Annotated in this window: 20 protein-coding genes, 1 tRNA gene, 1 other RNA gene and 1 pseudogene; 12 read left to right on the top strand and 11 right to left on the bottom strand. The window is 72.2% G+C overall.

Going from position 1 to position 23,213, the window contains the following annotated elements; all coding sequences use genetic code 11:
* Positions 1-7: 7 nt before the first annotated feature.
* From OG202_RS24035 to OG202_RS24020, 4 genes are all read right to left on the bottom strand, one after another.
* Positions 8-661 carry a LytR C-terminal domain-containing protein gene (locus OG202_RS24035; protein WP_326585735.1) on the bottom strand — a complete coding sequence of 218 codons (654 nt, stop codon included), beginning with the start codon at positions 659-661 and terminating at the stop codon, positions 8-10.
* 201 nt (positions 662-862) lie between these two features.
* Positions 863-1,159: a type II toxin-antitoxin system VapB family antitoxin gene (locus OG202_RS24030; RefSeq protein WP_003955420.1), complete on the bottom strand. Its 297-nt coding sequence runs from the start codon at positions 1,157-1,159 to the stop codon at positions 863-865.
* Positions 1,160-1,678: 519 nt separating this feature from the next.
* A complete protein-coding gene (locus OG202_RS24025; RefSeq protein ID WP_327728867.1) occupies positions 1,679-2,272 on the bottom strand; it encodes an HhH-GPD-type base excision DNA repair protein in 594 nt (197 codons plus the stop codon).
* A gap of 174 nt (positions 2,273-2,446) precedes the next feature.
* Positions 2,447-3,373, bottom strand: a complete 927-nt coding sequence (locus OG202_RS24020; RefSeq protein WP_328223578.1) for a siderophore-interacting protein — start codon at positions 3,371-3,373, stop codon at positions 2,447-2,449.
* A gap of 124 nt (positions 3,374-3,497) precedes the next feature.
* On the opposite strand from OG202_RS24020, the gene OG202_RS24015 reads away from it, so the two are divergent.
* The 4 genes from OG202_RS24015 (at position 3,498) to OG202_RS24000 (ending at position 9,892) form a co-directional block, all read left to right on the top strand.
* Positions 3,498-6,221 carry a penicillin acylase family protein gene (locus OG202_RS24015; RefSeq protein WP_443052275.1) on the top strand — a complete coding sequence of 908 codons (2,724 nt, stop codon included), beginning with the start codon at positions 3,498-3,500 and terminating at the stop codon, positions 6,219-6,221.
* Positions 6,211-6,858: a GNAT family N-acetyltransferase gene (locus OG202_RS24010; RefSeq protein ID WP_327728871.1), complete on the top strand. Its 648-nt coding sequence runs from the start codon at positions 6,211-6,213 to the stop codon at positions 6,856-6,858. Before OG202_RS24015 ends, OG202_RS24010 begins: the two co-directional genes overlap by 11 nt.
* A gap of 28 nt (positions 6,859-6,886) precedes the next feature.
* On the top strand, positions 6,887-7,372 hold the full coding sequence (locus tag OG202_RS24005) for a cupin domain-containing protein (RefSeq protein WP_326581095.1): 486 nt from the start codon (positions 6,887-6,889) through the stop codon (positions 7,370-7,372).
* Between the two features lie 426 nt (positions 7,373-7,798).
* The gene (locus tag OG202_RS24000; RefSeq protein ID WP_328223576.1) at positions 7,799-9,892 is read left to right on the top strand and encodes a copper resistance CopC/CopD family protein; all 2,094 of its coding nucleotides are present in this window, start codon (positions 7,799-7,801) and stop codon (positions 9,890-9,892) included.
* Positions 9,893-10,026: 134 nt separating this feature from the next.
* On the opposite strand, the gene OG202_RS23995 is transcribed toward OG202_RS24000, so the two are convergent.
* Positions 10,027-10,284, bottom strand: a complete 258-nt coding sequence (locus tag OG202_RS23995; protein ID WP_327728873.1) for a DUF72 domain-containing protein — start codon at positions 10,282-10,284, stop codon at positions 10,027-10,029.
* Between the two features lie 119 nt (positions 10,285-10,403).
* The gene (locus OG202_RS23990) at positions 10,404-11,387 is read right to left on the bottom strand and encodes a TauD/TfdA dioxygenase family protein (protein WP_328223575.1); all 984 of its coding nucleotides are present in this window, start codon (positions 11,385-11,387) and stop codon (positions 10,404-10,406) included.
* Between the two features lie 373 nt (positions 11,388-11,760).
* Here OG202_RS23990 and OG202_RS23985 point away from each other — a divergent pair, with 373 nt between their 5' ends.
* Positions 11,761-12,672, top strand: coding sequence for an NAD(P)-dependent oxidoreductase (locus OG202_RS23985; RefSeq protein ID WP_327728875.1), 912 nt, complete (start codon positions 11,761-11,763; stop codon positions 12,670-12,672).
* A gap of 42 nt (positions 12,673-12,714) precedes the next feature.
* Positions 12,715-13,233 (top strand): pyridoxamine 5'-phosphate oxidase family protein, encoded by a 519-nt coding sequence (locus OG202_RS23980; protein ID WP_327728876.1) that lies wholly within the window; start codon positions 12,715-12,717, stop codon positions 13,231-13,233.
* Positions 13,234-13,428: 195 nt separating this feature from the next.
* On the opposite strand, the gene OG202_RS23975 is transcribed toward OG202_RS23980, so the two are convergent.
* Complete coding sequence (locus OG202_RS23975) at positions 13,429-14,751, bottom strand: cation:proton antiporter (RefSeq protein WP_327732184.1); 1,323 nt, start codon at positions 14,749-14,751, stop codon at positions 13,429-13,431.
* A 103-nt stretch (positions 14,752-14,854) separates the two neighbouring features.
* The gene (locus OG202_RS23970; RefSeq protein WP_328223574.1) at positions 14,855-15,340 is read right to left on the bottom strand and encodes a cation:proton antiporter regulatory subunit; all 486 of its coding nucleotides are present in this window, start codon (positions 15,338-15,340) and stop codon (positions 14,855-14,857) included.
* 830 nt (positions 15,341-16,170) lie between these two features.
* Between OG202_RS23970 and OG202_RS23965 the strand changes: the two genes are divergently transcribed.
* Complete coding sequence (locus tag OG202_RS23965) at positions 16,171-16,614, top strand: hypothetical protein (protein ID WP_327728877.1); 444 nt, start codon at positions 16,171-16,173, stop codon at positions 16,612-16,614.
* A 300-nt stretch (positions 16,615-16,914) separates the two neighbouring features.
* On the opposite strand, the gene OG202_RS23960 is transcribed toward OG202_RS23965, so the two are convergent.
* Positions 16,915-18,150 carry an SWIM zinc finger family protein gene (locus tag OG202_RS23960; protein ID WP_328223573.1) on the bottom strand — a complete coding sequence of 412 codons (1,236 nt, stop codon included), beginning with the start codon at positions 18,148-18,150 and terminating at the stop codon, positions 16,915-16,917.
* On the bottom strand, positions 18,147-20,993 hold the full coding sequence (locus OG202_RS23955; RefSeq protein WP_328224718.1) for a DEAD/DEAH box helicase: 2,847 nt from the start codon (positions 20,991-20,993) through the stop codon (positions 18,147-18,149). Before OG202_RS23955 ends, OG202_RS23960 begins: the two co-directional genes overlap by 4 nt.
* Before the next feature lie 265 nt (positions 20,994-21,258).
* Between OG202_RS23955 and OG202_RS23950 the strand changes: the two genes are divergently transcribed.
* From OG202_RS23950 to OG202_RS23935, 4 genes and pseudogenes are all read left to right on the top strand, one after another.
* Entirely contained in the window at positions 21,259-21,675 is a 417-nt protein-coding gene (locus OG202_RS23950) for a hypothetical protein (protein ID WP_328223572.1), read from the top strand.
* A 27-nt stretch (positions 21,676-21,702) separates the two neighbouring features.
* Positions 21,703-21,951: a hypothetical protein gene (locus OG202_RS23945; protein WP_327728881.1), complete on the top strand. Its 249-nt coding sequence runs from the start codon at positions 21,703-21,705 to the stop codon at positions 21,949-21,951.
* Positions 21,948-22,349 (top strand): PIN domain-containing protein, encoded by a 402-nt coding sequence (locus OG202_RS23940; protein WP_326581113.1) that lies wholly within the window; start codon positions 21,948-21,950, stop codon positions 22,347-22,349. The genes OG202_RS23945 and OG202_RS23940 overlap by 4 nt, the downstream gene beginning before the upstream one ends.
* Positions 22,350-22,564: 215 nt before the next feature.
* Positions 22,565-22,723, top strand: a pseudogene (locus OG202_RS23935) (site-specific integrase); the annotation flags it as partial.
* Positions 22,724-22,785: 62 nt separating this feature from the next.
* Here OG202_RS23935 and OG202_RS23930 read toward each other — a convergent pair.
* Positions 22,786-22,873: transfer RNA gene (locus tag OG202_RS23930), tRNA-Ser, on the bottom strand.
* A gap of 119 nt (positions 22,874-22,992) precedes the next feature.
* On the opposite strand from OG202_RS23930, the gene ffs reads away from it, so the two are divergent.
* Positions 22,993-23,089: signal recognition particle sRNA small type (gene ffs / locus OG202_RS23925), an RNA gene on the top strand.
* The last annotated feature ends 124 nt before the right edge of the window (positions 23,090-23,213 follow it).

The raw sequence follows: 23,213 nt of genomic DNA, 5'->3' as shown, positions 1-23,213 counted from the left end.
GGTCTTGTCAGCAGGTCTTCGTGGCGGTGGGCGTCGGCTCGGGACTGGTCAGGTCGGCCAGTGCCTTGTCGGCGTCCTTCTGCTTGCTGAGGGCCTTGAAGCCGGTGCCGATGACGAGGTCCACCTCGGTGGCCTTCGCACGGCCGTCCGTCTTCAGCCGCGCACCGGTGAGCTGGGTGTTGAGGACGGGCAGCGCCGCGCCCTCGGCCGCCTTCGCGCCGAGCAGTATGGCGACGCCCTTGACCTTCTTGTCGTACTCCTCGGTCGCGTTCCCCACGTTCCCGATGCGGAAGCCGCGCTTCTTCAGCTCGTCCGCGGTCTCCTTGGCGAGACCCGCGCGGGGCGTGGCGTTGAGGACGTTGACGGTGATCTTGCCGGGGGCGGGGAAGCCCTTCGCGGACGCTCCGGCCCTGCCGGGCTTCCCGGCCGGCCCGCTCGCCTTCGGCGACGGGCTCACCCGGCTCGCGCAATCCGCCTTGGGGCCGGCCGCGGCGGCCTGGTCCTCGTCGCCGGTGAAGACGTCGATGAGCTGCAGGGTTCCCCAGCCGACGAGGCCCAGTGCGGTCACGGACGCGACGACCGTGAGGACGAGCCTGCGACGCCTCTTGGGCCGGCGCAGCCTCGGGTACTTGTCCCCCGTGATCCGGTACTGGCGGCCCATGCCAGGAGGAGTCAGCATGCTCATGGGCGCAGCGTAGTGCCGTTGGACGGTGATGCCTACTAGATGATCATTCACCGCGCTGCAGTCCAACCCGAAAGGTCCAACGGGCGTCCGTCAGGGCACGGGTCGGAACCGCCTGGGGGCGGTGGCCGGGGCGACTGTCGGCAGGTGACTGCCGGTCAGGCCGCCGACGGTGAAGGGCTAGCCCAGTTCGAGGACGCGGGCGTGGAGCACCTGGCGTTGCTGGAGGGCCGCGCGGACCGCGCGGTGGAGGCCGTCCTCCAGGTACAGATCGCCCTGCCACTTCACCACGTGCGCGAAGAGGTCGCCGTAGAAGGTGGAGTCCTCGGCGAGGAGGGTCTCCAGGTCCAGCTGCCCCTTGGTCGTCACGAGCTGATCGAGGCGGACCGGGCGCGGTGCGACGTCCGCCCACTGCCGGGTGCTTTCCCGGCCGTGGTCGGGGTACGGCCGGCCGTTTCCGATGCGCTTGAAGATCACACGGAAAGCCTACCGGTCGAGACGTTCCGGGCGCAGCCATGGCGACGGAGTGCGAGCCCGGAAAGGCGTCGCGAAGCGGGGCAAAACGGTGATTCTGTGGGGGTTCGGTGGTGGTCGTGAACGCTCGGCGGGGTTCTTTCGGGGGCGCGGAGAGTTCACCGCGCGGCGTGGGCGGGGATTCTCCCGGATCTCGGTCCGGCTTCGCCGGGGCTTTCTCGGGGCTTCCTTGGGGCTTCCTCGGGACTTCTCCCGGACTTTTCCGGGCTTTTCCCGGGCCTCTCCGGAGGGGCGCCGCGAAGTCGCTGTCGCCGGGAGGCCTCCCGGAAGCTACCGGTGGTTCTCCCCTGACTGGGCCGTGGATCAGCCGGGGGCTGTGGGTCTGGGGCCGCGGCGACTCTCGTTCCCGGCGCCCCTGTTGACGCCCCTTACCAGGGGCGTTGCCCCTCGACCCCGGGGCTTGTGCGGGCTGCCGCCCGGGGGAGGTGGTGGGTGCTGGGTGCGGGGCAGGGCGGGTGGTGGTCAGGTGCCGGATGCCTTCGCCGCTTTGGCTGCTGCCTTCATTTCCTGTTTGTGGGAGCGGACCTTGGCCAGGGAGTCGGGGCCCTTGATGTCGGCCACGGAGCGGAAGGAGCCGGGGTCGCCGTAGGAGCCGGCGGCTTCGCGCCAGCCGGTGGGGTGGACGCCGAGTTGTTTACCGAGGAGGGCCAGGAAGATCTGGGCCTTCTGGTGGCCGAAGCCGGGGAGGGACTCAAGGCGGGAGAGGAGTTCCTTGCCGGTCGTCGCGTCCTGCCAGACCGTGCTCGCGTCGCCGTCGTAGTGGTCGACCAGGTACTGGCACAGCTGTTGGATCCGCTTCGCCATGGAGCCGGGGTAGCGGTGTACCGCCGGTTTGGTGGACAGCAGTGCGGCGAAGGACTCCGGGTCCGCCGCCGCGATCTCGTGGGCGTCCAGGTCGTCCGCGCCGAGCCGTTGGGCGATGGTCCAGGGGCCCTTGAACGCCCACTCCATCGGCACTTGCTGGTCCAGCAGCATGCCGACCAGCGCGGCGAGCGGACTGCGGCCGAGGAACTCGTCCGCCTCGGGGTCCTGGGCGAGGTGAAGGGTGACGTCCATGCCCCGATGATCGCCTGCCGGGCGACCCACCGCAGCCCGGCCTCGGCTCTTGCCCGGCTTCGGCCCCGGCGTGTGCTTGGAGGCGGGGGTGCGGGCCGTAGTCCTGCGGGCGGTAGTCCTGCGGGGCCGGGCCGGGCCGGGGCCGGTGCCGGTGCCGGGGGCTGTGGGGTGTGGTTACGGCCGCCAGTACCCCAGGGCGTGCATCCGTTGCTTCGGGAGGCCCAGTTCCTTGCGGAAGTACGCAGTCAGGGATCGGGTCGTCGCCGTGTCGCAGGCGATCCAGACGTAGGGGTCGGGGGTGTTTTCGAGGAGGTCGGGGGCGTCGGTCTGCACCTGGGTGAGGAGGCGGGCGCCGGCGTCCTGTCGGGGGATCGGGCGGAAGTCGTGGCGGGCGGGGTCGATACGGAGGGGGAGACCCTCTGCCACCGGGGCTTGGAGCAAGGCTCGGACTTGAGCTTCGGCTCCGGCTTCGGCTTCGGTTGTGTGCTCGGCTTCCGTGAGCGGCTTGGTCCTCGCCCCCGTCACGGCCGCCCCCGTCACGGCCGCCCCCGTCACGGCCGCAGCCGTTACCTCCGTCTCTGTCTCCGAGCCTGCGTCCGTCTCTGTCTCCGTCTCCGTCTCCGTCTCCGTCGACGTCTCGAACCAGATCGTCGCCGGGGTCGACGGGAGGGCTCTGAGGAGGGAGTTGATGGCGGGGAGGGAGGCCGGGTCGCCGATGGCGAGGATGTGGGAAGGCGCCGGGTCGGGGTCGGTGAAGGCGGTGCCATGGACCGTGGCCTCGATGGTGTCGCCGGGCTGTGCGGCGCGGGCCCAGTCGCTGGCGTGGCCGTCGTGGAGGGCGAACTCCAGGCTGCAGGTGCCGGCCGCCGGGTCGGGGTCGACCAGGGTGTACGCCCGTTGGTGCGGCTTGCCTGCCGCCTCGAACCAGAGGCGTACCCACATCGTCGGGTGGACTCCGGTCACCGCGAGCATGCCGCCGTCCGTGAGGTGGATCCGGCGGTAGTGCTCGGTGACTTGTTCCGCACCGGTCACCGTGAAGACGAAGTCCTTCCCGCGGAGCAGTTTGAGGACCGCTCCCTCCCAACCGTGCCCCTGCCCCATGGCTTCTGCACCCTTCGCGTACGCTTTGATCACAGACCGCTTAGGTGAGGCTAACCTAAATCACAGGTGGGATAGAGAGATGCGGGAAATCGGCGGTGCTCAGGGGCATGCTCAGGGGAACGGTTTGAGCCACGGGGCATACGGGACGTATCGCGACGCCTGGGGTATTCCGCACCTTCGCGCCGCCGACGTCCGCACGCTCGCCCGTGCCCAGGGCCGGGTCACCGCCCTCGACCGTGCCTGGCAGCTGGAGGTCGAGCGCCACCGCGTGCAGGGCACCTCGGCCGCGTTCCTCGGTGCCGGCTCCCTCGGCTGGGACCGGTTCGCGAGACGGGCCCGCCTGGAGGACACGGCCCGAAGATGCTTCGCCCGGCTGGAGAGAACGGACCCGGAGACCGCCGACTGGGTCGGGGCGTACGTAGAGGGTGTGAACGACGGGCTGGCCGAGGGCGGCCGGCGCGCGCCCGAGTTCGAGCGCGCCGGGCTCGTGCCCGGGCGTTGGGAGGTCTGGCATCCGCTCGGCGTCTGGCTCGCCACGCACATCCTGTTCGCCGGGTTCCCCGCCAAGCTCTGGCGTGAGGAGGCCGTACGGCATCTCGGCGCCGACGCGGTCGGGCTCTTCGCCACCGACGGGCCCGCCACCTCGGGCAGCAACGGGTGGCTGGTCGACGGGACCCGTACGACCACCGGCCGGGCCGTCATCGCCGGTGATCCGCACCGGTTCATCGAGGAGCCCGGCGTCTACCAGCAGATCCGCCTCTCCTGCCCGGAGTTCGACGTCGTCGGCCTCGCCGTCCCGGGCCTGCCCGGCATCGCCCACTTCGGTCACACCGGCGACGTGGCCTGGGCCATCACCAACGCCATGGCCGACTACCAGGACCTGTACCGGGAGCGGCTGCGGCTCCGCCGGACAGGCGAGGGAGAGGGCGACGGGGACGGGAACGGGGACGGGAACGGGAACGGGAACGGGGACAAGTACGGGGGCGAGGGCGTCGTCGAGGCGCTCGATCCGGACGGGGTGTGGCGGGTCGCGCATCGGCATGTGGAGGTCATCGAGGTCGCGGGTGGGGAGCCCGTGGAGGTGGAGGTGATCGAGACCGCGCGGGGGCCGGTCGTCATCGGCGGCCTGGACACCGGCGAGCATGCCGATTCCGACGGTGATGACCGGGACGACGACCACTCCCACTCCCGCTCCCACGCCAACGCCAACGCCAACGCCAATGACCGTGACCGCGGCGATTCCGGCCCAGTCGGTCCCCTCAGCCTTCGCTATCCGCCCCGCGTCACCGAGGACCTCGGGATCGGCGCGCTCCTTCCCCTCCTCCGGGCCCGGGAAGTCGCCGATGTGGACCGGGCGTTCGATCAGTGGGCCGAGCCGGTGAACGTCGTGCAGGCGGCGGACACGCGGGGTGGCGTGCTGCACCGGGTGGCGGGGCGGGTTCCGGTACGGAGCCGGGACAACCGGACACGGGTCGTGGCGGCCTGGGAGCCGGGACACGAGTGGGAGGGGTGGCACGAGACGCCGTACGGCGCGTTCGAGGACGGCGTCGCGGTGATGGCCAACCAGCGTGGTCCGGCGACCCCGTTGGGCGTGGAGTTCGCCCCGCCGCACCGTGCCGAACGCATCCGCGCGATGCTGAACGAGAAGCGGGTGTGGTCCGCGCAGGACATGCCCGCGATCCACATGGACACCCATCTGGCCTCCGCCGGACCTTTGTTGGACCACTTGGCCACCCTCACAGAAGCCCCGCCCGCTGACCCGGTGGGCCCTGCGGAACCTTCCTTCGGCGCCCTGGTGGATCACCCGGCGGACCTTCCGGCCGATGACCTGGCGGAACCGGCGGACGTCCCGGCCGATGACCTGGCGGAACCGGTGGACCTCTCGTCCGATGACCCGGCGAGTCCGGTGGACCTCTCGGCCGATGCCCCGGCGGGCCGTCAGGCCGAAGCTCCGGCGGATCGCCCGGCCGATGACCCGGTGGATTGTCCGGTCGAAGTCCCGGTGGCCCGTTCGGCCGATGATTCGACGGATCACCCGGTCGAAGCCCCGGCGCATCGCTCCACCGGGGCGCGCCCGGTCGGTGTCCCGGCGCGCGCCCCGGAAGGACCTGCGGCTCTCAGCCCGGCCGCGGTCGAGCTCCGGGACCGGCTCCTGCGCTGGGATCGGCGGATGGAGGCCGACAGCGCCGACGCGGCGGCGTACGCGGCGTTGCGTGGGGCGGTCGTGCGGCGGCTCGCGGCGGAGCCCGCCTTCGCGGCGCTGGCGGTGCCGCCGACGTACCCCGAGGTGTTCCGGCCGTGGCTGTCGCTCACCGTACGGATCGGGTTCGCGCTCGAACATCTGCTCAGGGCCGAGGAGTTGTACGGGATCGACCGGGCCGCACTCGTGCGGGAGGCGCTGGAGGAGGTCGCAGGCATCGACTCCGGGACCGGGCGCTGGGGCGAGAGCCACCGGCTCGTGCCGTGGCGGGCGCTTCCGGACGACGACCCGAACGCGTCCCGGGACGAGCCGGGGCTGGCCGGTGACCACGACTGCGTGCTCTGCACCTCCGCTGTCCCCGGCATCACCGACCTCAGCGCTCGCGGGCCCGCCGCCCGGTACGTCTGGGACCTGGCCCGACGCGAGGACAGCCTCTGGGTGGTGCCGTTCGGAGCGTCCGGCGTAGAGGGATCTGCCCACCACCGCGATCAACTCCCCCTCTGGCTGCGGGGAGACCTCGTCCCGGTCGTCACCGACTGGAACCGCCTCACCAAGGACGACGAGAGCAACTGCAACAGCAACAGCGACCAGAACAGCGACCACAACAACAACCACAACAGCAACGAGGAGCAGCTCCATGACCGTTGAGCCGCATGAGCCGCATGAGCCGCATGAGCCGCATGGGTCGTACAGCGGCCGGGTGGCCGTGCATGAGCAGGTGGCCGATGGGTTCGGGGTCGTGCGGATCCTGCCGTTGGACGCGAAGGCGGACGCCGAGGTGATCCATGGCTGGGTGAGTGAGCCGAGGGCCGAGTTCTGGGGGATGAACGGGCTCACGCAGGAGCAGGTGCGGGAGATCTACGAGGGCCTGGAGGCCTTCGACACGCACCACGCCTACCTCGCCGTGCACGAGGACGAGCCCGTCGGGCTGTTGCAGACGTACGAGCCGGAGGCCGACCGGGTCGGCGAGTGTTACGAGGTCGAGCCCGGCGACATCGGCGTCCACGTGCTGCTGGCGCCCGCCGGGGACGCCGGAGGCCGGCCGGGGTGGTCGTCCTCGGTGCTGACGGCCTTCACGTCGTACGTGCTGGTGGGGCTGGACCGGCGGCGGGTCGTCGTCGATCCGGACGAGCGGAACGAGCGGGCGATCGCGCGGTTCAGGCGGCAGGGGTTCGAGTGCGGGCAGGTCGTCGTACTGCCGGAGATCGACCTGCCGGAGGTGTATCTGCCCGAGAAGCGGGCCCGGTTGGCGTTCCTGCGGAGGGAGACCATGCTCGCTCAGTAGTTCGGGTGGTGGGCGTAGCCTCGGGCGGATGACTCCCGAAGACCTCATAGCGCACTACGAGTTGGAGCCCATCCCGCGCGAAGGGGGCCGTTTCCGTCAGACGTGGGCGGGGCCCGAGCGGGGCGACGGGCGCCCGGAGGGGACCGCGATCGTCGCCCTGCTCACCAGCGAGCCGGGCGACTACTCCGCGCTGCACCGGCTGCCCGGCGACGAGATCTGGCACTTCCACCTCGGCGATCCGCTCGGGATGCTGCTCCTCGCCCCGGACGGGTCCTCGCGGGACGTCGTCCTCGGGCCGGACGTGCTCGACGGACAGCACGTGCAGTACGTCGTGCCCGCGGGGACCTGGATGGGGGCGCGGGTCCTGGGCGGTGGTGGCGGGGGCTGGACGTTGTTCGGGTGCACGATGGCACCGGGGTTCACCTACGAGGGGTACGAGCACGGGGACGCCGCGGAGCTGGCGCGGCTGTACCCGGACCGGGCCGCCGCGATAGGGGAGCTGGGGCGGGCGTAGGCCCGGGGAGGCGGTGCGGGTGCTTGCACGGAGGCGGGTGGCCCGGTGCGGGGTGGCCCCGTGCGGCGTGTGTTGAACGCGACGTTCGTGCCGTGCGTACCTGTTCGAGGAGTTCGAGAGCCGGCGACCGTGGATCCGGAGCACTACGTGGACCGAGGCAGGTACAGCGACCCAGTCGAGGACCGGGCCAGGAACAAGGCCAGGAACAAGGCCCGGGACAGGGCCGGGGTCCGGGAGCGGAACCGGGACGAGGCTCGGGGCCGGGTCGGGAACAGTGGCGGAGACAGAGGCGCGAGGCGACATGGCGGGATCGGCGGACCCGGCGGACCCGGCGGATCCGGCGGGGCCACGCGTGGACACGTCGGCCGGACCGTCGGCCGGACCGGAGGCCGGGCCGGTGGCCGGGGCCGAGGAGTTCAGCGCCTGGTGCTGCTGGGCGCCGTGCTGGTCCTGTTCCTCCTCGGCGGGGCGGGTACCGCGTCCGCGCACGCCGCTCTCAAGGGAAGCGATCCCGTCGACGGCAGCGTCCTCGACGCCGCTCCCCGGGAGGTCACCCTCCGCTTCACCGAGTCGGTAAGCCTCCTGGAGGACTCCATCCGCGTCGTCGACCCGGAGAACCGGGCCGTCGACACGGGCAGGCCGGGGCGCGCGGGCGGCCGTGCCGACACGGCTCGCGTCACCCTCCCCACCGGCCTCGACGACGGCACCTACACGATCGCCTGGCGGGTGGTCTCGGCCGACAGCCACCCCATCTCGGGTGCCCTGCTCTTCTCGATCGGCGAGCCCTCCGCGACCTCCGCGGTCCTCCCCGCCGACCTCGCCGAGGACCCGCTCACGTCCTCCCTCTACGACATCACCCGCTACTTCGCCTACGGCGCCCTCGCCCTGCTCATCGGTGTGACCTTCTTCCTGGCGGTCGTGCTCGGGGGCCCGAGCGAGGTGCTGCGCAAGCTGCTGCTGGCGGGCTGGCTCGCCCTGCTGCTGGCCTCGGCGGTACTGCTGCTGCTCCGCGGACCGTACGAGCGGGGCAGTGGCGTCGGGGCCGCACTCGACCTCTCCGTCCTGCGCGACACGATGGTGAGCCGGCCGGGACTCGCCCTGCTGGCCCGGCTGGCGCTGCTCGCGGTGGCCGCCTTCCTCCTCGTACGCGTACGGCGGCAGGGGAACCACGGCAAGCACGGAGAGCAGGGAGCGCAGGGAGAGCGGCAGGAGTGGGGGAAGAGCGCGCTTGTCTGCGGTGCGCTGGTCTCCGTCGGGCTTGCCGGGACCTGGGCGGTGGCCGAGCACGCCTCCGCCGGTATCCAGGTGCCGGTCGCGATGACCTCCTCCGTGCTGCATCTGCTGGCCATGGCCGTCTGGCTGGGCGGGCTGACCGCGCTGCTCACCGTGTTGTACCGGGCGCCGCGGACCTTGTCGGCGGCCGTGGTCGACCGTTTCTCCCGGCTCGCCTTCGTCTCGGTGGTCGTCCTCGCCGTCACCGGCGTCTACCAGTCCTGGCGCGGCCTCGGCTCCTGGTCCGCCTTCACCTCCACGGCGTACGGAGAGGTCCTCGTCGCGAAGCTGGTCGCGGTGCTGCTCCTGCTGGTGGCGGCGGCGTTCTCACGGCGTTGGACGGGGCGGTTGGGGGCGGTTCCGGGGGAGGCCGGTGCCGGTGCCGGTGCCGGTGAGGTGTCCGGAGCCACTGGGGCGACCGAGGGCACCGGCTCGGCCGAGGCCGCCGCGTCGACGACGGTCGTCGAGCCGGTGAGGACCGCCGAGCGGGCCGGGGGCACCGAACGCGCGGCCGTCGCGGCCGTGGCGGTGGCGGCGCGGGTGACCGAGCGGGTGGGGGGTGTCGACACCGACGCTGCGACCCATGTCGCCGACCGGCCCTCCCGGGACGCGGCCGACGCCGACGACCGTCACTCCGGTGACGCGCGAGGTGCGCGGGACGGCGACCAGGGTGGCGGCGAGGACGCGTCGGCCGCACAGGCCGAGAGCTCGCCCGCAGACATCGCGGATACCGCGGATACCGCGGATACGGCAGATCTGCGGCGCCAGGGCCTTCGGCGTTCCGTGCTGGCGGAGTTCACCGTCGCGGTCGTCGTGCTGGTGATCACCACCGTGCTGACGGGGACCCTGCCGGGCCGGGCGGCGGCGGAGATCGCCAAGGAGGGGGCGGGCGGGGCGGCCGGTGAGGTCACGGCCTCCTCGTCGACGGTTCCGTTCGACGTCGGCACCCCGAACGGTCACGGCAAGGTCCAGATCGACCTCGGTCCGGGGCGCGTGGGCAAGAACTCCGTGCAGGCCGTGGTCTTCGGCCCGGACGACGGCATCGCGACCGTTCCCGAACTGCGTCTCACCTTCACTCTCAAGTCCCAGAAGATCGGCCCGATCGACGCGAAGCTCACCAACCGCGGCGGCTACTGGGCCACCGACACCCTGCAACTCCCTCTGCCGGGCAAGTGGACGATGAGACTCACGGTCCGTACGACGGAGATCGACCAGGTCACGGTGGAGAAGTCGGTACGGGTGAGCTAGCCGGTCCGCCGAGTGGAGGCGGAAGCGGGAAGCGGGCCGGGGGCCGGGTCATCGGGCGCCGACGGGGGCGGGCCGGGCCCGGAGCGTTGGGGCAGCGGGGCAGCGGGGCGGCGGATCGGCTCGGCCGGCGGGGCTCACCGCCCGGCCAGGATCCGCCGCATCGTCTCCGCAGCGCGTACGGCGGCGTCGGCGCAGCAGTTGTGGAAGAGGACGTGCAACTCGTCGACCTGTTTGGCAGCTGCCCGCAGCCGGGGCGCCCACGCGGTGAGTTCGGACTCGGAGTAGGCGTAACGGAGTCGGGGCCCGGGGTCGCGGTGGCCGCGTGTATACCGGCCGCTGGCCAGCAGCGCGCGGTCCGTCCAGGAGCAGGTTCCGGCGAGTACGTCACCCATGCGATGCCGGTTACCCGGGCTCGGCACTTACCCGGGCTCGGCACTTACCCGGGCTCGGCACTTACCCGGGCTCGGCGACTTACCCGGGATCGGCGACCTGACCACCCGTTCGCCGGGGGCTACTCGCTCCGGTCGTGCAGCGGCGTGCCGCAGAGCGACTTCGACGGGGTGCCGTCGACGCCGACGGGCGGGTCCCCGGCGACCATGACGCGGTGCATGATGCGCGGGAAGTCCAGGTGGGCGGTGTCGTTGGGGGCGAGGTGGACGGTGGCGCGGTTGTCCCAGAGGGCCACCGAACCCGGCTCCCACCGCAAACGGACCGTGTACTCGGGACGGGTGATCTGCTCGACGAACATCTCCAGGAGCAGCCGGCTCTCGGCCCGGGTGACGTCGACGATGTTCTCGACGTAGTACGGGTTGACGTACAGGATCCGTTCGCCGGTCTCGGGGTGGACGCGGACGACCGGGTGGACGGACGCGACCTGGTGGTCCTGGAGGTGACGGAGGTAGGGGTCGGGGCCGGAGCGGGCGAGGTAGCCGACGCCGAGGCGGTGCTCGGCGCGCAGTCCGTCGGCGAACCGGCGCACCGGCTCGGACAGGCCCGCGTAGGCGCTGGCGAGGTTGGCCCAGGTGGTGTCGCCGCCGTACGGGGGCACGCGTTCGGCGCGGAGCAGCGTCAGGGCGGGCGGGTCGATGCGCGCGGTGTGGTCGGCGTGCCAGCCGCGGAGGGTGGAGTGGCGGCGGCGCTCCAGCCATTCGGCCTGGTCCATGCCGTGCTTGCGGCCCAGCTCCTGGCGGTCGGCCGTCGTCTCGATCTCGGGGTGTCCGGCGGGTGAGACCGAACCCCGCGAACGCAGCCGGATCGGTTCGCCGAAGCGGCGCGCGAACGCGATCTGACCGGCGTGGTCCAGCTTCTGCTCCCGGAAGAACACGACCTTCCAGCGGAGCAGCGCCGCGCGGATACCGGCGACGGTCCTGTCGTCGAGCGGGGCGGCGAGGTCCACGCCGTGGATGTCGGCGCCGATGTGCCCGGAGGCCGGCCGCACGTCGAGGCCGCCCGTGGGTCCCTCCGAGGACGGGGACGTGTTCGTGTCGATGCTCATCGCTCGCCCTTCGACGCCGGTCGCTTGTATCGCTTGTATCGCTTGTCGTGCTGGGTGCTGGGTGCTGGGTGCTGGGTGCTGGGGCTGGGCTGGGGCTGGATGCCGGGTGCTGTGTGCCTTGACGGTTGCGGTCCGGCTTTCGTGGCCCGGTCTTCCCACGGTGCCGTCCGTGCATGCGGTCCGACCGGGAAAGTGTCCTGAACGACCGCCCGCCACCGACCCCCACGCGGCAAGCGAACCCGAGCGAACCCGAGCGAACCCGAGCGAATCCGAGCGGGTTCGAGCGGGCGCGCCGCCCGGTGTCGTAGCACCCCCGAGCCCGCACCGGGCTGCGAAACTGCCAACGCACTGTACGCGGCAGGAAGTTGACGTCATGACCGACAAGCTCACCGTAAGTGTCCTGGGTACCGGCATCATGGGGGCCGCGATGGCCCGCAACCTCGTCCGTTCCGGTCACGCCGTACGGGTGTGGAACCGCACCCGGGAGAAGGCCGAGCCGCTCGCCGCCGACGGTGCGCAGATCGCCGAGAGCCCGGCCGAGGCCGTGCGGGGCGCCGATGTGGTGCTCACGGTGCTGTACGACGGGGCTGCCGCCCGGGACGTGATGCGCGAGGCGGCGCCCGCGCTGAGCCCGGGCACGGCATGGGTCCAGTCCACCACGACCGGTCTCGAGACCGTCGCCGAGCTGGCCGCGCTGGCCGGCGAACACGGACTGGTCTTCTACGACGCCCCGGTCCTCGGCACGCGGCAGCCGGCGGAGGCGGGACAGCTGACGGTGCTGGCCGCGGGGCCGGTCGCGGGGCGGGAGACGGTCACCCCCGTCTTCGACGCCGTCGGCGCCCGGACCGTCTGGACCGGCGAGGACGGCGCGGCGGGCACCGCGACCCGGCTCAAGCTGGTGGCCAACAGCTGGGTGCTCGCCGCCACCAACGCGGCCGGGGAGGTCCTGGCCCTCTCCCAGGCCCTCGGCGTCGACCCGCAGTCCTTCTTCGAGATCATCGAGGGCGGCCCGCTCGACATGGGCTATCTGCGCGCCAAGTCCGCGCTCATCCTCGACGGCCGCCTCTCCCCGGCCTCCTTCGCCGTCTCCACCGCCGCCAAGGACGCCCGCCTGATCGTCGAGGCCGGACAGCGGCACGGCGTACGCCTCGACGTGGCCGCCGCCGGCGCCGACCGCCTCACCCGCGCCGCCGCCCAGGGCCACGCCGACGAGGACATGGCCGCCGCGTACTTCGCCAGCTTCGACGAGGGCGGGGTCGAGGGCGGGGGCGAGGGTGGGGTCTAGGCGAGGGCGAGGGCGAGGGCGAGGTTGAGGGATGGGGCGCGCATGGGTGATGCGGCCGACCCGGTCGACGGCACCCCGGTGCACGGCTCCCTCGTGCACGGCTCCCCGGTTTCCCCGGTCGACGGCACATCGGCCGCCGCCCGGCCCGGTGCCGTCCCGCCCGACGCCGCCGTACGCGATCGGCTGACCGCGGAGAAGAACGTCTGGCTCTGCACCGTGCGGCCGGACGGGGCACCGCATGTGACGCCGGTGTGGTTCGTGTTCCTGCGGGGCAGCTGGTGGATCGGCGCGGACGGGGGGTCGGTCAAGGTCCGGAACATCGAGAGGTTCGCGCGGGTGTCCTTGGCTCTGGAGGACGGCGGGTCCCCGGTCGTGGCGGAGGGGACGGCGGTGGTGCGGCGCGGCCCGTTCCCGCCGGACCTCGCGGACCTCGCGGACGTCACGGAGGCCTTCGCCGCGAAGTACGGCTGGGACGTCACCGCACCCCACCGGCCGGGCGAGACCCGCGTCCTGCTCGAAGTCCCCGTACGGCGCTGGCTGTTGGCCGGTACGGCTCAGTGAGCACCGGAAACGCCGACCGAGCCCGCCTCCGCCTCCGCCGCCGTGGCCGTCGCGGTGACTCGGACGTACGAACCTGCCCGGACCTACCGCCCTGCTCGCGCGCGCTGCCCCGCCCGACCACGCCCCTTCATGCCTGCCCGACCACGGCCCTCATGCCTGGTCGGCCGCGCCCCTCACGCCGCCCGACTGTGTCCCTCAGGTCCGGTCGGCGGCACCCTGCCCGTCCAGCGCCTCGTGCGCTCCCGCCGCTCCCGCTGAAGCCGCCGAAGCCGTCGGCGGCGTGCCGCCCTCTCCCGGGCCGGCTGCCGCGTGCCCGCGTAGCCGTCGGCCCGTCACCCACATCGCCACCGGCTCGGTCCACCGCGCGGTCAGCGGCCCGGCGATCACCAGGATGAGGACGTACGCCGTGGCCAGCGGCCCGAGGGACGGTTCGATGCCGGCGGTGACGGCGAGGCCGGCGATGACGATGGAGAACTCGCCGCGGGCGACCAGCGTCCCGCCCGCGCGCCAGCGCCCCTTGGCGGAGATCCCGGCCCGGCGCGCGGCCCAGTACCCGGTGGCGATCTTCGTCAGGGCGGTGACGACGGCCAGGACGAGCGCGGGCAGGAGCACGGGCGGAATGCTGGCGGGATCGGTGTGCAGCCCGAAGAAGACGAAGAACACGGCGGCGAACAGGTCCCGCAACGGCGCCAGCAGACTGTGCGCGCCCTCGGCGACCTCACCCGACAGCGCGATGCCCACCAGGAACGCACCCACGGCCGCCGACACCTGCAACTGCTGCGCGAGCCCGGCGACGACGAGCGTCACCCCCAGCACGACGAGCAGCAGCTTCTCGGGATCGTCGCTGGAGACGAACCGGGATATGTGCCGCCCGTACCGCACCGCCACCAGCAGGACGACCCCGGCCGTACCGAGCGCGACGGCCAGCGTCGCACTGCCCGCCGCCAGACCGACCCCGGCCAACAGCGCGGTGACGATCGGCAGATAGACGGCCATGGAGAGGTCTTCGAGGACCAGGATGCTGAGCACGACGGGCGTCTCCCGGTTGCCCAGCCGCCCGAGATCGCCGAGCACCTTGGCGATGACGCCGGACGACGAGATCCAGGTGACGCCGGCGAGCACGACGGCGGCGACGGGACCCCAGCCGAGCAGCAGCGCCATGGCGGCACCGGGCAGGGCGTTGAGGGCGGCGTCGACGAGTCCGGCCGGGTACTGGGTCTTGAGGTTGGAGACGAGATCACTCGCCGTGTACTCCAGCCCGAGCATGAGCAGCAGCAGGATCACGCCGATCTCGGCGCCGATCGCCACGAACTCCTCACTCGTCCCCAGCGGCAGCAGCCCGCCCTCCCCGAAGGCCAGCCCGGCCAGCAGATACAGCGGTATGGGCGACAACCGGAAGCGTCCGGCGAACCGCCCCAGCAGCCCCAGCCCGAGGATGATCGCGCCGAACTCGACCAGAAAGACGGCGGAGGAGTGAGTGGCGGACGACTCGGCGAGGAACTCCCCGGCGGACCGCATCACGGACTCCCCGGCGGAGCCCACCACGGACTCCCCGGCGAACCGCACGACAGACTCCCCGGCCGACTGTCCGACGGACTGAGCGGAGACGTACATGAACCGCTCACTCCCGCCCGAGAGTCGCGGCGGCCGCCTCCACACCCTCCCGGGTGCCGATCACGATGAGCGTGTCACCGCCGGCCAGCCGGAAGTCCGGAGTCGGCGACGGAATCGCCTCGGCCCGCCGCAGGACGGCCACGATGGACGCGCCCGTCTCGGTCCGCATCCGGGTGTCGCCCAGTACCCGCCCGTTCCAGTGCGACGTCGACGCCAGCTCGATCCGCTCGGCGACCAGCCCCAACTCCGTGGTGGACAAAAGGGTCGGGCTGTGGTGGTCCGGCGCCAGCGCGTCGACGAGGGCGGTCGCCTCTCCCGACGTCAGCCGCACCGACAGCGCGCACGCGTCCGGGTCGTCCTGCCGGTACGCGCTCAACGTCCGTGCGCCGTCCCGATGGGCGACCACCGAAATCCGCCGCTGCTCCCTCGTCGTGAGGTCGTAGCGGACCCCGATGCCGGGCAACGGCGTACTGCTGAGGCGCGGAGCACCCACGGCTGGCCCCCTGTCTGATTCGGATATGTCATCGGACAACCGTCGGTGCCACCCTAACGAGACCCCGAAATCCGGCCGCAGGCCGCCGGGTCTGCGCCCCGGTGGAACAATCCCCCTTCAACTCGACCCGGACCGGCCCCACCCCGCCCCGGCACCGCGGGATGACCGAAAGGAACCACCACCATGATCCCCATGGGTGCCCCCACAACCCACCCGGCGAACCCCCTGACGGCCCGCCACCCGGCGAACCCCCTGACGGCCCGAGGCACGGACACCCCGACCTCCAACGAACCGGCCGCCCCGACGCTCCGCGAAGCGAACGTCCCGACGAACTCCCGCGCGGGCGCTCCCACGGCCCGCCGCGACGCGGGCGCTCCGACGGCCCGTTGGGCGGGTGCCTCCGCGAGCCGCGGAGCGGTCGCCCTCACAAGCCATGGCGCGGATGACCTCAAGCCCCACACCGAGGGGATACCGATTCCCCCGGGAGCGGAAGGCCCGGCGAGCCCTGGACGATGCTCGGTCCTCGGCCGACGCTCGGTCCTCGGCCGACGCTCGGTCCTCGGACGATGCTCGGTCCTCGGCCGACGCTCGGCCCTCGAAGGATCCTCGGTCCCTGAAGGGTCCTCGCCCTCCGAAGGAAGCTCGGTCCCCAAAGGACTCTCGCTCCCCAGACGATCCTCGCCTCGCGGACACCCCTCACCTCTCCGACGCCCCTCACCTCTCCGACGCCCCTCACCTCTCCGACGCTCCTCCGCCCCCGAACGACCCTCGACCTGCGCAGGCCCCACATCCCCCGGACCGCGGGCCCCCAAGACCCCCGGAGCGTGCCCGTGATCCAGTGGGTGTCTCTGGGGAGCGGCCCCCGCCCCGTCCCCCAGCCGGTGGCCACCCCGTTGGTGTGGGCCACGGCCTTCGGGGGCGCGATGGCGTTGGTGGCCCTCCACAACGCGCTGGTCGGCACGGACCGCCCCGGTCCGGCCCTGGCCGCGCTGTCCCTGCTCTCCGCACTCCTCGGCGGGTACGCCCGCTTCACCGCGGCCCCGGGCACGGCAGCCCTGTGCTGGCTCTTCCTCAACGGCTTCGCGATCCCGCCCGCAGGCGTCCTCACCTGGACCAACCCCCGCGACACCTTCTGGCTCGTCTGCCTCCTCACCGCCGCCCTCACCGGCACCGCCCTCGCCCGCCTCCTCCAGGCCCGCGCCGCCTACCGCCGCCTCAGCACGGCCCGCCCCCCATCCCCCGGAGACGCCACCGACTGGCCACCCGGCCCCTGAACGGCCCCGCCCCGACTGCGCACCGCCCAGCCGACCGCCCAGCCGACCGCCGCGCCGGCGCCCTGGGGTGACGTCTGATGTGGCGTCCAGGCCCCGCGCGCCGTGCCCAGCGGGCGCTCCCGAGCACGAACCGAGACGGGAACCGAGACCCGGCTCGCGTCGTGAGGGTGACGTGACGTACTCGCTCTGCGCATGGGCGGGACGCCCCGCAGGCCGACGGGTCGGCGGCCCGCAAGGCAACCCCCGACCGAGTGTGTCCAGTTTCTGCTCGTGGTTCCTGGTCAGCGGGGAGCCGCCTCCTTACTCCCCGTTCTGCGACCAGGCCGCGGTGAGCGCGATGACCGGGTCAGTGTCGGCTGGTGCCGCGGGCCACCATTCGCCGTCGTCGTCCTGGAGGTAGGGGTACCAGCGGGCGTCGGGGCCCAGACGCAGCTGGATGCCGTGGTGGGTGAGGGTGAGGCGGTTGCGCCAGGTTCTGAGGTGTGCGGGGGAGTCGGTCATCTCGGCGAGGGCCGCGTCCAGGGCGGTGCGGGCGGCCTTCATCACCGTCGGGTCGGGGGCGTAGGGCTGTTCGGCGACGGTGATGCCCGTGGGGCCGCCGTGGCGCCAGGCGCGGGTGAGGCGTGCGAAGGCAGTGGGTTTGGTGCCGGTGTTCTGGATCAGGTGGTGGAACCACTCGGGTCCGGGGTTGTTTGCGGCGATGCGGACGGCGTCCTGGTGCTGGGTCAGGTGCAGGTCGGCGGTGTCGCCCGCGAGGAGCCGGGCGGCGCGCACGGTGACGTCGGCCATGAGGCGTTCGAGGTCCGCGGCGGCCAGGCCGGTGCCGGATGGCGGGGCGACGGGCAGTGCTGTGGTGTGGGCGGCGGGTTCCGGGAGTTCGGGCAGTGCGGGGGGCTCTTCGGCCCAGTGGGCGTACGCGGCGGCGGCCGGGATACCGGCCGGTGCCGGTGGGGCGGCGGTCTCCTGTGCTGCCGTACGGAGTGCGCGCAGCTGGGCGAAGACCTCCTCGCGACCGCGGCCGCGCAGCGCGAAGAGCACGAACGGGTCGGTGTCGATGGTGGCGGCGATGGCGTAGCAGAGCGCGGCGGCGTGCTTGCAGGGGTATCCCCAGTCGGGGCAGGAGCACTCCGGATCGAGCTCGGTGGGCAGGGGGAGCAGTGGGACGCCCGCGTGCCGGGCGTCGTCCACGAGTTCGGCGGGCATCTCGTCGTCGAGAAGTGCTGCGAGATGTCCGGCGCGGGCCGCGATCGTGTCGAGCAGGGTGTCCCACTGAGGGTCGGTGAGGACGGGCAGGTGGACCGAGGAGCGGTACGGGCGCGGGCGGCTGCCCTGGACAGCGGCACTGACCTTGCCCGGAGCGACGGTGACCGGGCCGACCATGCCCTTGCGGGCGTAGGTGCGTCCGCGCGAGAGCCGTCCGGCGTCCAGGGTGGAGTCCTCCAGGGCGGCCACCCATGCCTGGCCCCACCAGGTCGCGGCGAAGGCTCGCCTGCCGCGGGTGGGCGCCCGGCGCGGGCCGGGGACAGCGGGGCTCATGACCGCCTTCCCAGGGCGACGAGTTCGGCGAGGTCGGCGTCGGACAGTTCGGTCAGGGCTGCCTCGCCGGAGCCGACGACGGCGTCGGCGAGGGCGCGCTTGGCTTCGAGCAGCTTCGCCACCTTGTCCTCCACGGTTCCCTCCGCCAGGAGTTTGTGTACCTGGACGGGTTTGTCCTGGCCGATGCGGTAGGCGCGGTCGGTGGCCTGGTCCTCGACGGCCGGGTTCCACCAGCGGTCGTAGTGCACGACGTGAGTGGCGCGGGTGAGATTGAGTCCGGTGCCCGCCGCCTTCAACGACAGCAGGAACACCGGCACTTCACCGCGCTGGAAGCGGTCCACCATCTCCTCGCGCCGCGTGACGGGGGTGGCACCGTGCAGGAAGAGAGTGGGGACGCCTCGCTCGGCGAGATGCTTCTCCAGCAGAGCCGCCATCTGTTTGTACTGCGTGAAGACCAGCACGGATTCGCCTTCGGCGGTGATGGTGTCGAGAAGTTCGTCGAGCAGGTCGAGCTTGCCGGAGCGGCCCCGCAGGGGAGTGGACCGGCGCAGGCTGTGCTCTTTCAAATACTGGGCGGGGTGGTTGCAGATCTGCTTCAGCGCGGTGAGCAGCTTGAGCACCAGACCGCGTCGGGCGATGCCCTCCGACTCCGCGATCTTCGCCATGGTCTCGCGGACCTGTGCCTCGTACAGGCTGGTCTGCTCGGCCGTCAGCGGGACGACGTGGTCGGTCTCGGTCTTGGGCGGCAGTTCGGGCGCGATGCCGGGGTCGGACTTCTTGCGGCGCAACAGGAAGGGACGTACGAGACGGGACAGGCGCTCGGCTGCCTCGGGATCCTCGCCCGCCTCGATGGCGCGGGCATGCCGGTCACGGAAGGCGGTGAGTGAGCCGAGGAGCCCGGGGGTGGTCCAGTCGAGCAGGGCCCACAGCTCGGAGAGGTTGTTCTCCACGGGGGTGCCGGTGAGAGCGACGCGGGCGCGGGCGGGCAGGGCACGCAGTTCGCGGGCGGTGACGGCGTAGGGGTTCTTGACGTGCTGGGCCTCGTCGGCGGCCACCAGCGACCAGGCTGTCTCGGCGAGCACTTCGCGGTCGCGGCGCAGCACCCCGTAGGTGACCAGGACGATCTCGTCGCCGGCCAGGTCCCCCAGGTGTCGGTCGCCGCCGTGGTAACGGCGTACGGGGGTGAGCGGTGCGAATCTGGCGGCCTCGCGCTGCCAGTTGCCGAGCAGGGAGGCCGGGCAGACGACAAGGGTGGGGCCCGCGGTGGTGGGGTCGTTCTGGCGGTGCAGGTGCAGAGCGAGCAAGGTGATGGTCTTGCCCAGGCCCATGTCGTCGGCGAGACAGCCGCCGAGGCCGAGTGCGCACATCTCGGCCAGCCAGGCCAGGCCCCGCTTCTGGTACTCGCGCAACGTGGCCTTGAGGGCGGCGGGCTGGGGCACGAGGGTGCGGGACTCGGGGTCGCGGATACGAGCGACCAGGTCGCCGAGCGCACCGACCGCCGCACAGGGGACCCAGTCACCGTCCCTCCCCCAGCCTCCGGCCGGGGGGACCCCCATCTCGCTTCGCTCGGCCTCGCCGGTCAGCGCGGCGCTCAACGCCTCCATGGGGGTGAGCGGTTCCATTCGGCGGCGCTTGGCGCGGGCCACCAGCTTCGGGTCGGCGACCACCCACTGGTCGCGAAGCCGGACGAGGGGACGGCGTGACTCTGCGAGAGCATCCATCTCGGCCTCGGTGAGCGGCTCGCCGCCAAGGGAGACCTGCCAGCGGAAGTCGAGGAGGGCCTCGGTGTCCAGCAGGCCGCCCGCGGCGGAACCGGGGGCGGTGCGCTGCCCGATCTCCGCGGTCGCGGTGAGCGCCTTGACCAGGTCGCGCGGCCAGTGCACGTCGACACCGGCCGCGCGCAGCGCGTCCGTGGCGTCCCCAAGGAGATCGAAGGCTTCGTCGTCGGTCAGCCGGAGCTGATCGGGAGCGGCATCGTCGAGCAGCCTCCGCAGCGGGGGCCAGGCGCGGGCGCCGCGGCGCAGGGCGAGAAGGGTCTCGGTCTCGGCGCGTGGGCCGAGCAGCCGCTCCACTTCGGTCGGCTCGCTCCAGAGTCGTGCGGCCTCGATGACGAGCGCCGGGTCCGCCGCGGTGTGCAGTTGCAGGACGGCCCGGAACTGCCGTCGGCGTCCTTCGGGTACGTCGACGCGCAGGGAGACACTGACGTCGGCGGTGAGCGCCGCCTGGGTTTCCTCGGCCCATTCACGCAAGGTGGGCACGGCGCGGGCCTCGCGCCAGGCGTACGGCAGCGCTCCCATGGCGAGCGGCGCGGCCGGCGTACGGACCAGATCATCGGCGACCGCGTCGCAGAACTGGCGTACCAGCGCAGCCGGTTCGGCGATCCGTACCGGAGCAGGGCCAGGCTCGGGCAGGCAGTGGGCGTGTGGCGGGAAGGCGGCGGCCAGGGCGTCCAGCGTCCGGCGCTGGGCGGCGGTGAGGGGACCCACCTGCCAGGTGTCGTAACCGGCGGGGGTGAGGGCCGGGTGGAGGCGGCCGTCGGCGAGCAGCCGCAGCGCGAAGCGAGTGGCGGCCTGCCAGGCGGCGCCGGAGGGATGCGTCGGCTCCGCATTGACCAGGGCGGAGACAGCGACGGCGACAGGCAACGCGTAACCCTCGGCCCTGCGCCGCCTGACCGAGCGGCCGTGCGGCAGGACCAGCTCCACCGCCTCGGTCTCAAGGCCGGTGGGCACCGTACTGTCTCCGGCTGCTGCCCCGGTCGGCCTCCACAGCAGGAGCCGCCCGAGGCGGGCGGGCTCACCGGGCAGGAACACCGCCGCCCAGCCGGCGCCGAGCAGCTCCCTCACGAAGGCGGATGTCTCCTGCCGGGCCAGCGGCGGTGCGCTCCTCGCGCCCGTACTCGGCTCTCGTACGACGACTCGTGCCACTCTCTTCCGCCCTGTCGCTCGCCGGGCCCTCCCCTGGGCCGCCTCACTACCGAACCCCACCAGGCAACGTCACACACTGGCAACCGCGAGCCGTGGCTTGACTGCCGGCGACGGCGCCACGACGGAAACGCCGCTGCTGAACACACCGGTCCTCAGCCGTACGGTGCAGCGCTACGGTGAGGTCATGAGCACCTGGACCCCAGCCGCGCTGGAGGCGTTGATCGAAGAGGCCACCGTCGACGCCTACGGCGAGGATGAGCAGCTCACCGGCTTCTTCACGATGATCGAGGAGAGCCTTGCTGTGCCCTTCACCACGACTGTTCTCGGCGTCGAGGTGAGCGTGGTCGGTGTCGATCTGGTCGAGGACGGACGCGTGGTCGCACGCTGCGCCCGGGGGCCGGTCCGACAGGACATCGGAATTCTGGACCTGCCGCTGCCGGAACCCGCCCCCCCCCGAGGGCTGGCAGTGGATCGAGGCATACCGCTACTGGGCCCGCTGAACCGGGCGCGTCGTACAACTGGCCGGCTGAGCCCCTGCTCGAACGGACAGTCGCCCCGACTGCCGCTGACCGGACCGGCTGCGGGAACAGACAGCACGTAGCGCGCATACCGCAGTATGCTTGCGGTTATGGCTGACACCACGCGCATCACGGTGACACTCCCCGCCGAGCAGGTGGCGGAGCTGAAGAAGATCACGGACAACATCTCCGGCTACGTCGCCGAAGCGGTCGCCAGGCAGATCCGGCACCAGCTCCTGGGGGCCGACCTGCGCAGCCACACGGACGAGCACGGGGCCTTCAGCGAGGAAGAGCTGGCCGAGGCGCGAGCGCGCGTCTTCGGTACGACGTCGGCCGCCGGCGGCGCGAGCGCCGCGTGAGCGGGCACATGGAGACCGTGGTCCTGGACAGCGAGGGACTGTCGGCCTGGGTGGCGCAGGACCGGAAGGTTCTGGCGATGTTCCAGGTGTTCCATGACATGGGGGCGGACCTTGTCGTCAGCGCCAACACCATCGTGGAGGTGAGCCACGCCAGGGTGGACCTGCCCCGACTGCAATGGGCGCTCTCCCGGGTCAAGGTGGAGCCGATCACGGAGGCGGCGGCCAAGGCGGCGGCCCAACTGCTCAAGGGCGCCGGTCTGCACGGACACAAGTACGCGATCGACGCCACCGTCGCGGAAGCGGCCTTGCGTCAGCCTGGCCCGGTCGCCATCCTCACGTCGGATGTCGATGACATGACCCGGCTGTGCGGCAGCAAGGTCCGGATGATCGGGCTATGACCGCGACATCGTCCCGGGAGCATGGACAGTCCGCGTGGATCCGCCGAGACCAGAGTCGCCGCAGACCAACCCGTGATGGGTGAATAAGGCATCGACGGATGCGGGGGATGACTGAGTGACGCGTCGACTCTCCAGCACTTCGAGTGTCTCCGGGTCGTAACGGCACGAAATGAGGGTGGAGAAGCGCCGCGTCCGGACCCCTCGGTAAAGCTCTGGTCATGGGATGGGGGCCGGGAACGTCCGCAAGCATGCGGGCCCGGTACCTCCACGTGCCGGACGCCATGCTCAAGGACGCTGCCCGGAAGATCGCCGATGCCATCCGGGGAACCCCGGAGACACCCGCTGTGGACAAGAACCAGGACAACGAGGGCTGAGAACCGTCGAAGGGCCCCACCGCGAACGGTGGGGCCCTTCGACATCGTGCCCGGTGAGGCACTGGCGGAGGATACGAGATTCGAACTCGTGAGGGGTTGCCCCCAACACGCTTTCCAAGCGTGCGCCCTAGGCCTCTAGGCGAATCCTCCGCCGGGAACATTACATGACGGTGGAGGGTGGTTGCGAACTCGTTCGAGGCCGGGTGATCCGGGCGGGAGGGGGAGGTGGGGAGGCGGGTCGGCGGGCCCCGGGGATCGGGTAGGCTGGGGTCAGCCCCTCACGCGGCGCTATCTGACTGAACTCCCCCAGGGCCGGAAGGCAGCAAGGGTAGGTTGGCTCTGGCGGGTGCGTGAGGGGTCTTCTGCGTCCCAGAGCCCCGCGCACGGCCTGAGGCCGACCGCGGGGCATGGCGAGGGGCGGGCGAGCGACGGCCGGGAGGCGGTCCGCGCTCTGCTGCCCCTTCGGTCCTGGTCTCCGGCGGGGGTCCGT

Source organism: Streptomyces sp. NBC_00310 (assembly GCF_036208085.1).
In the GTDB taxonomy this organism is placed as follows: domain Bacteria; phylum Actinomycetota; class Actinomycetes; order Streptomycetales; family Streptomycetaceae; genus Streptomyces.
Note: the sequence above shows the minus strand (reverse complement) of the source record. Positions and strands in the feature narration are given on the sequence as shown.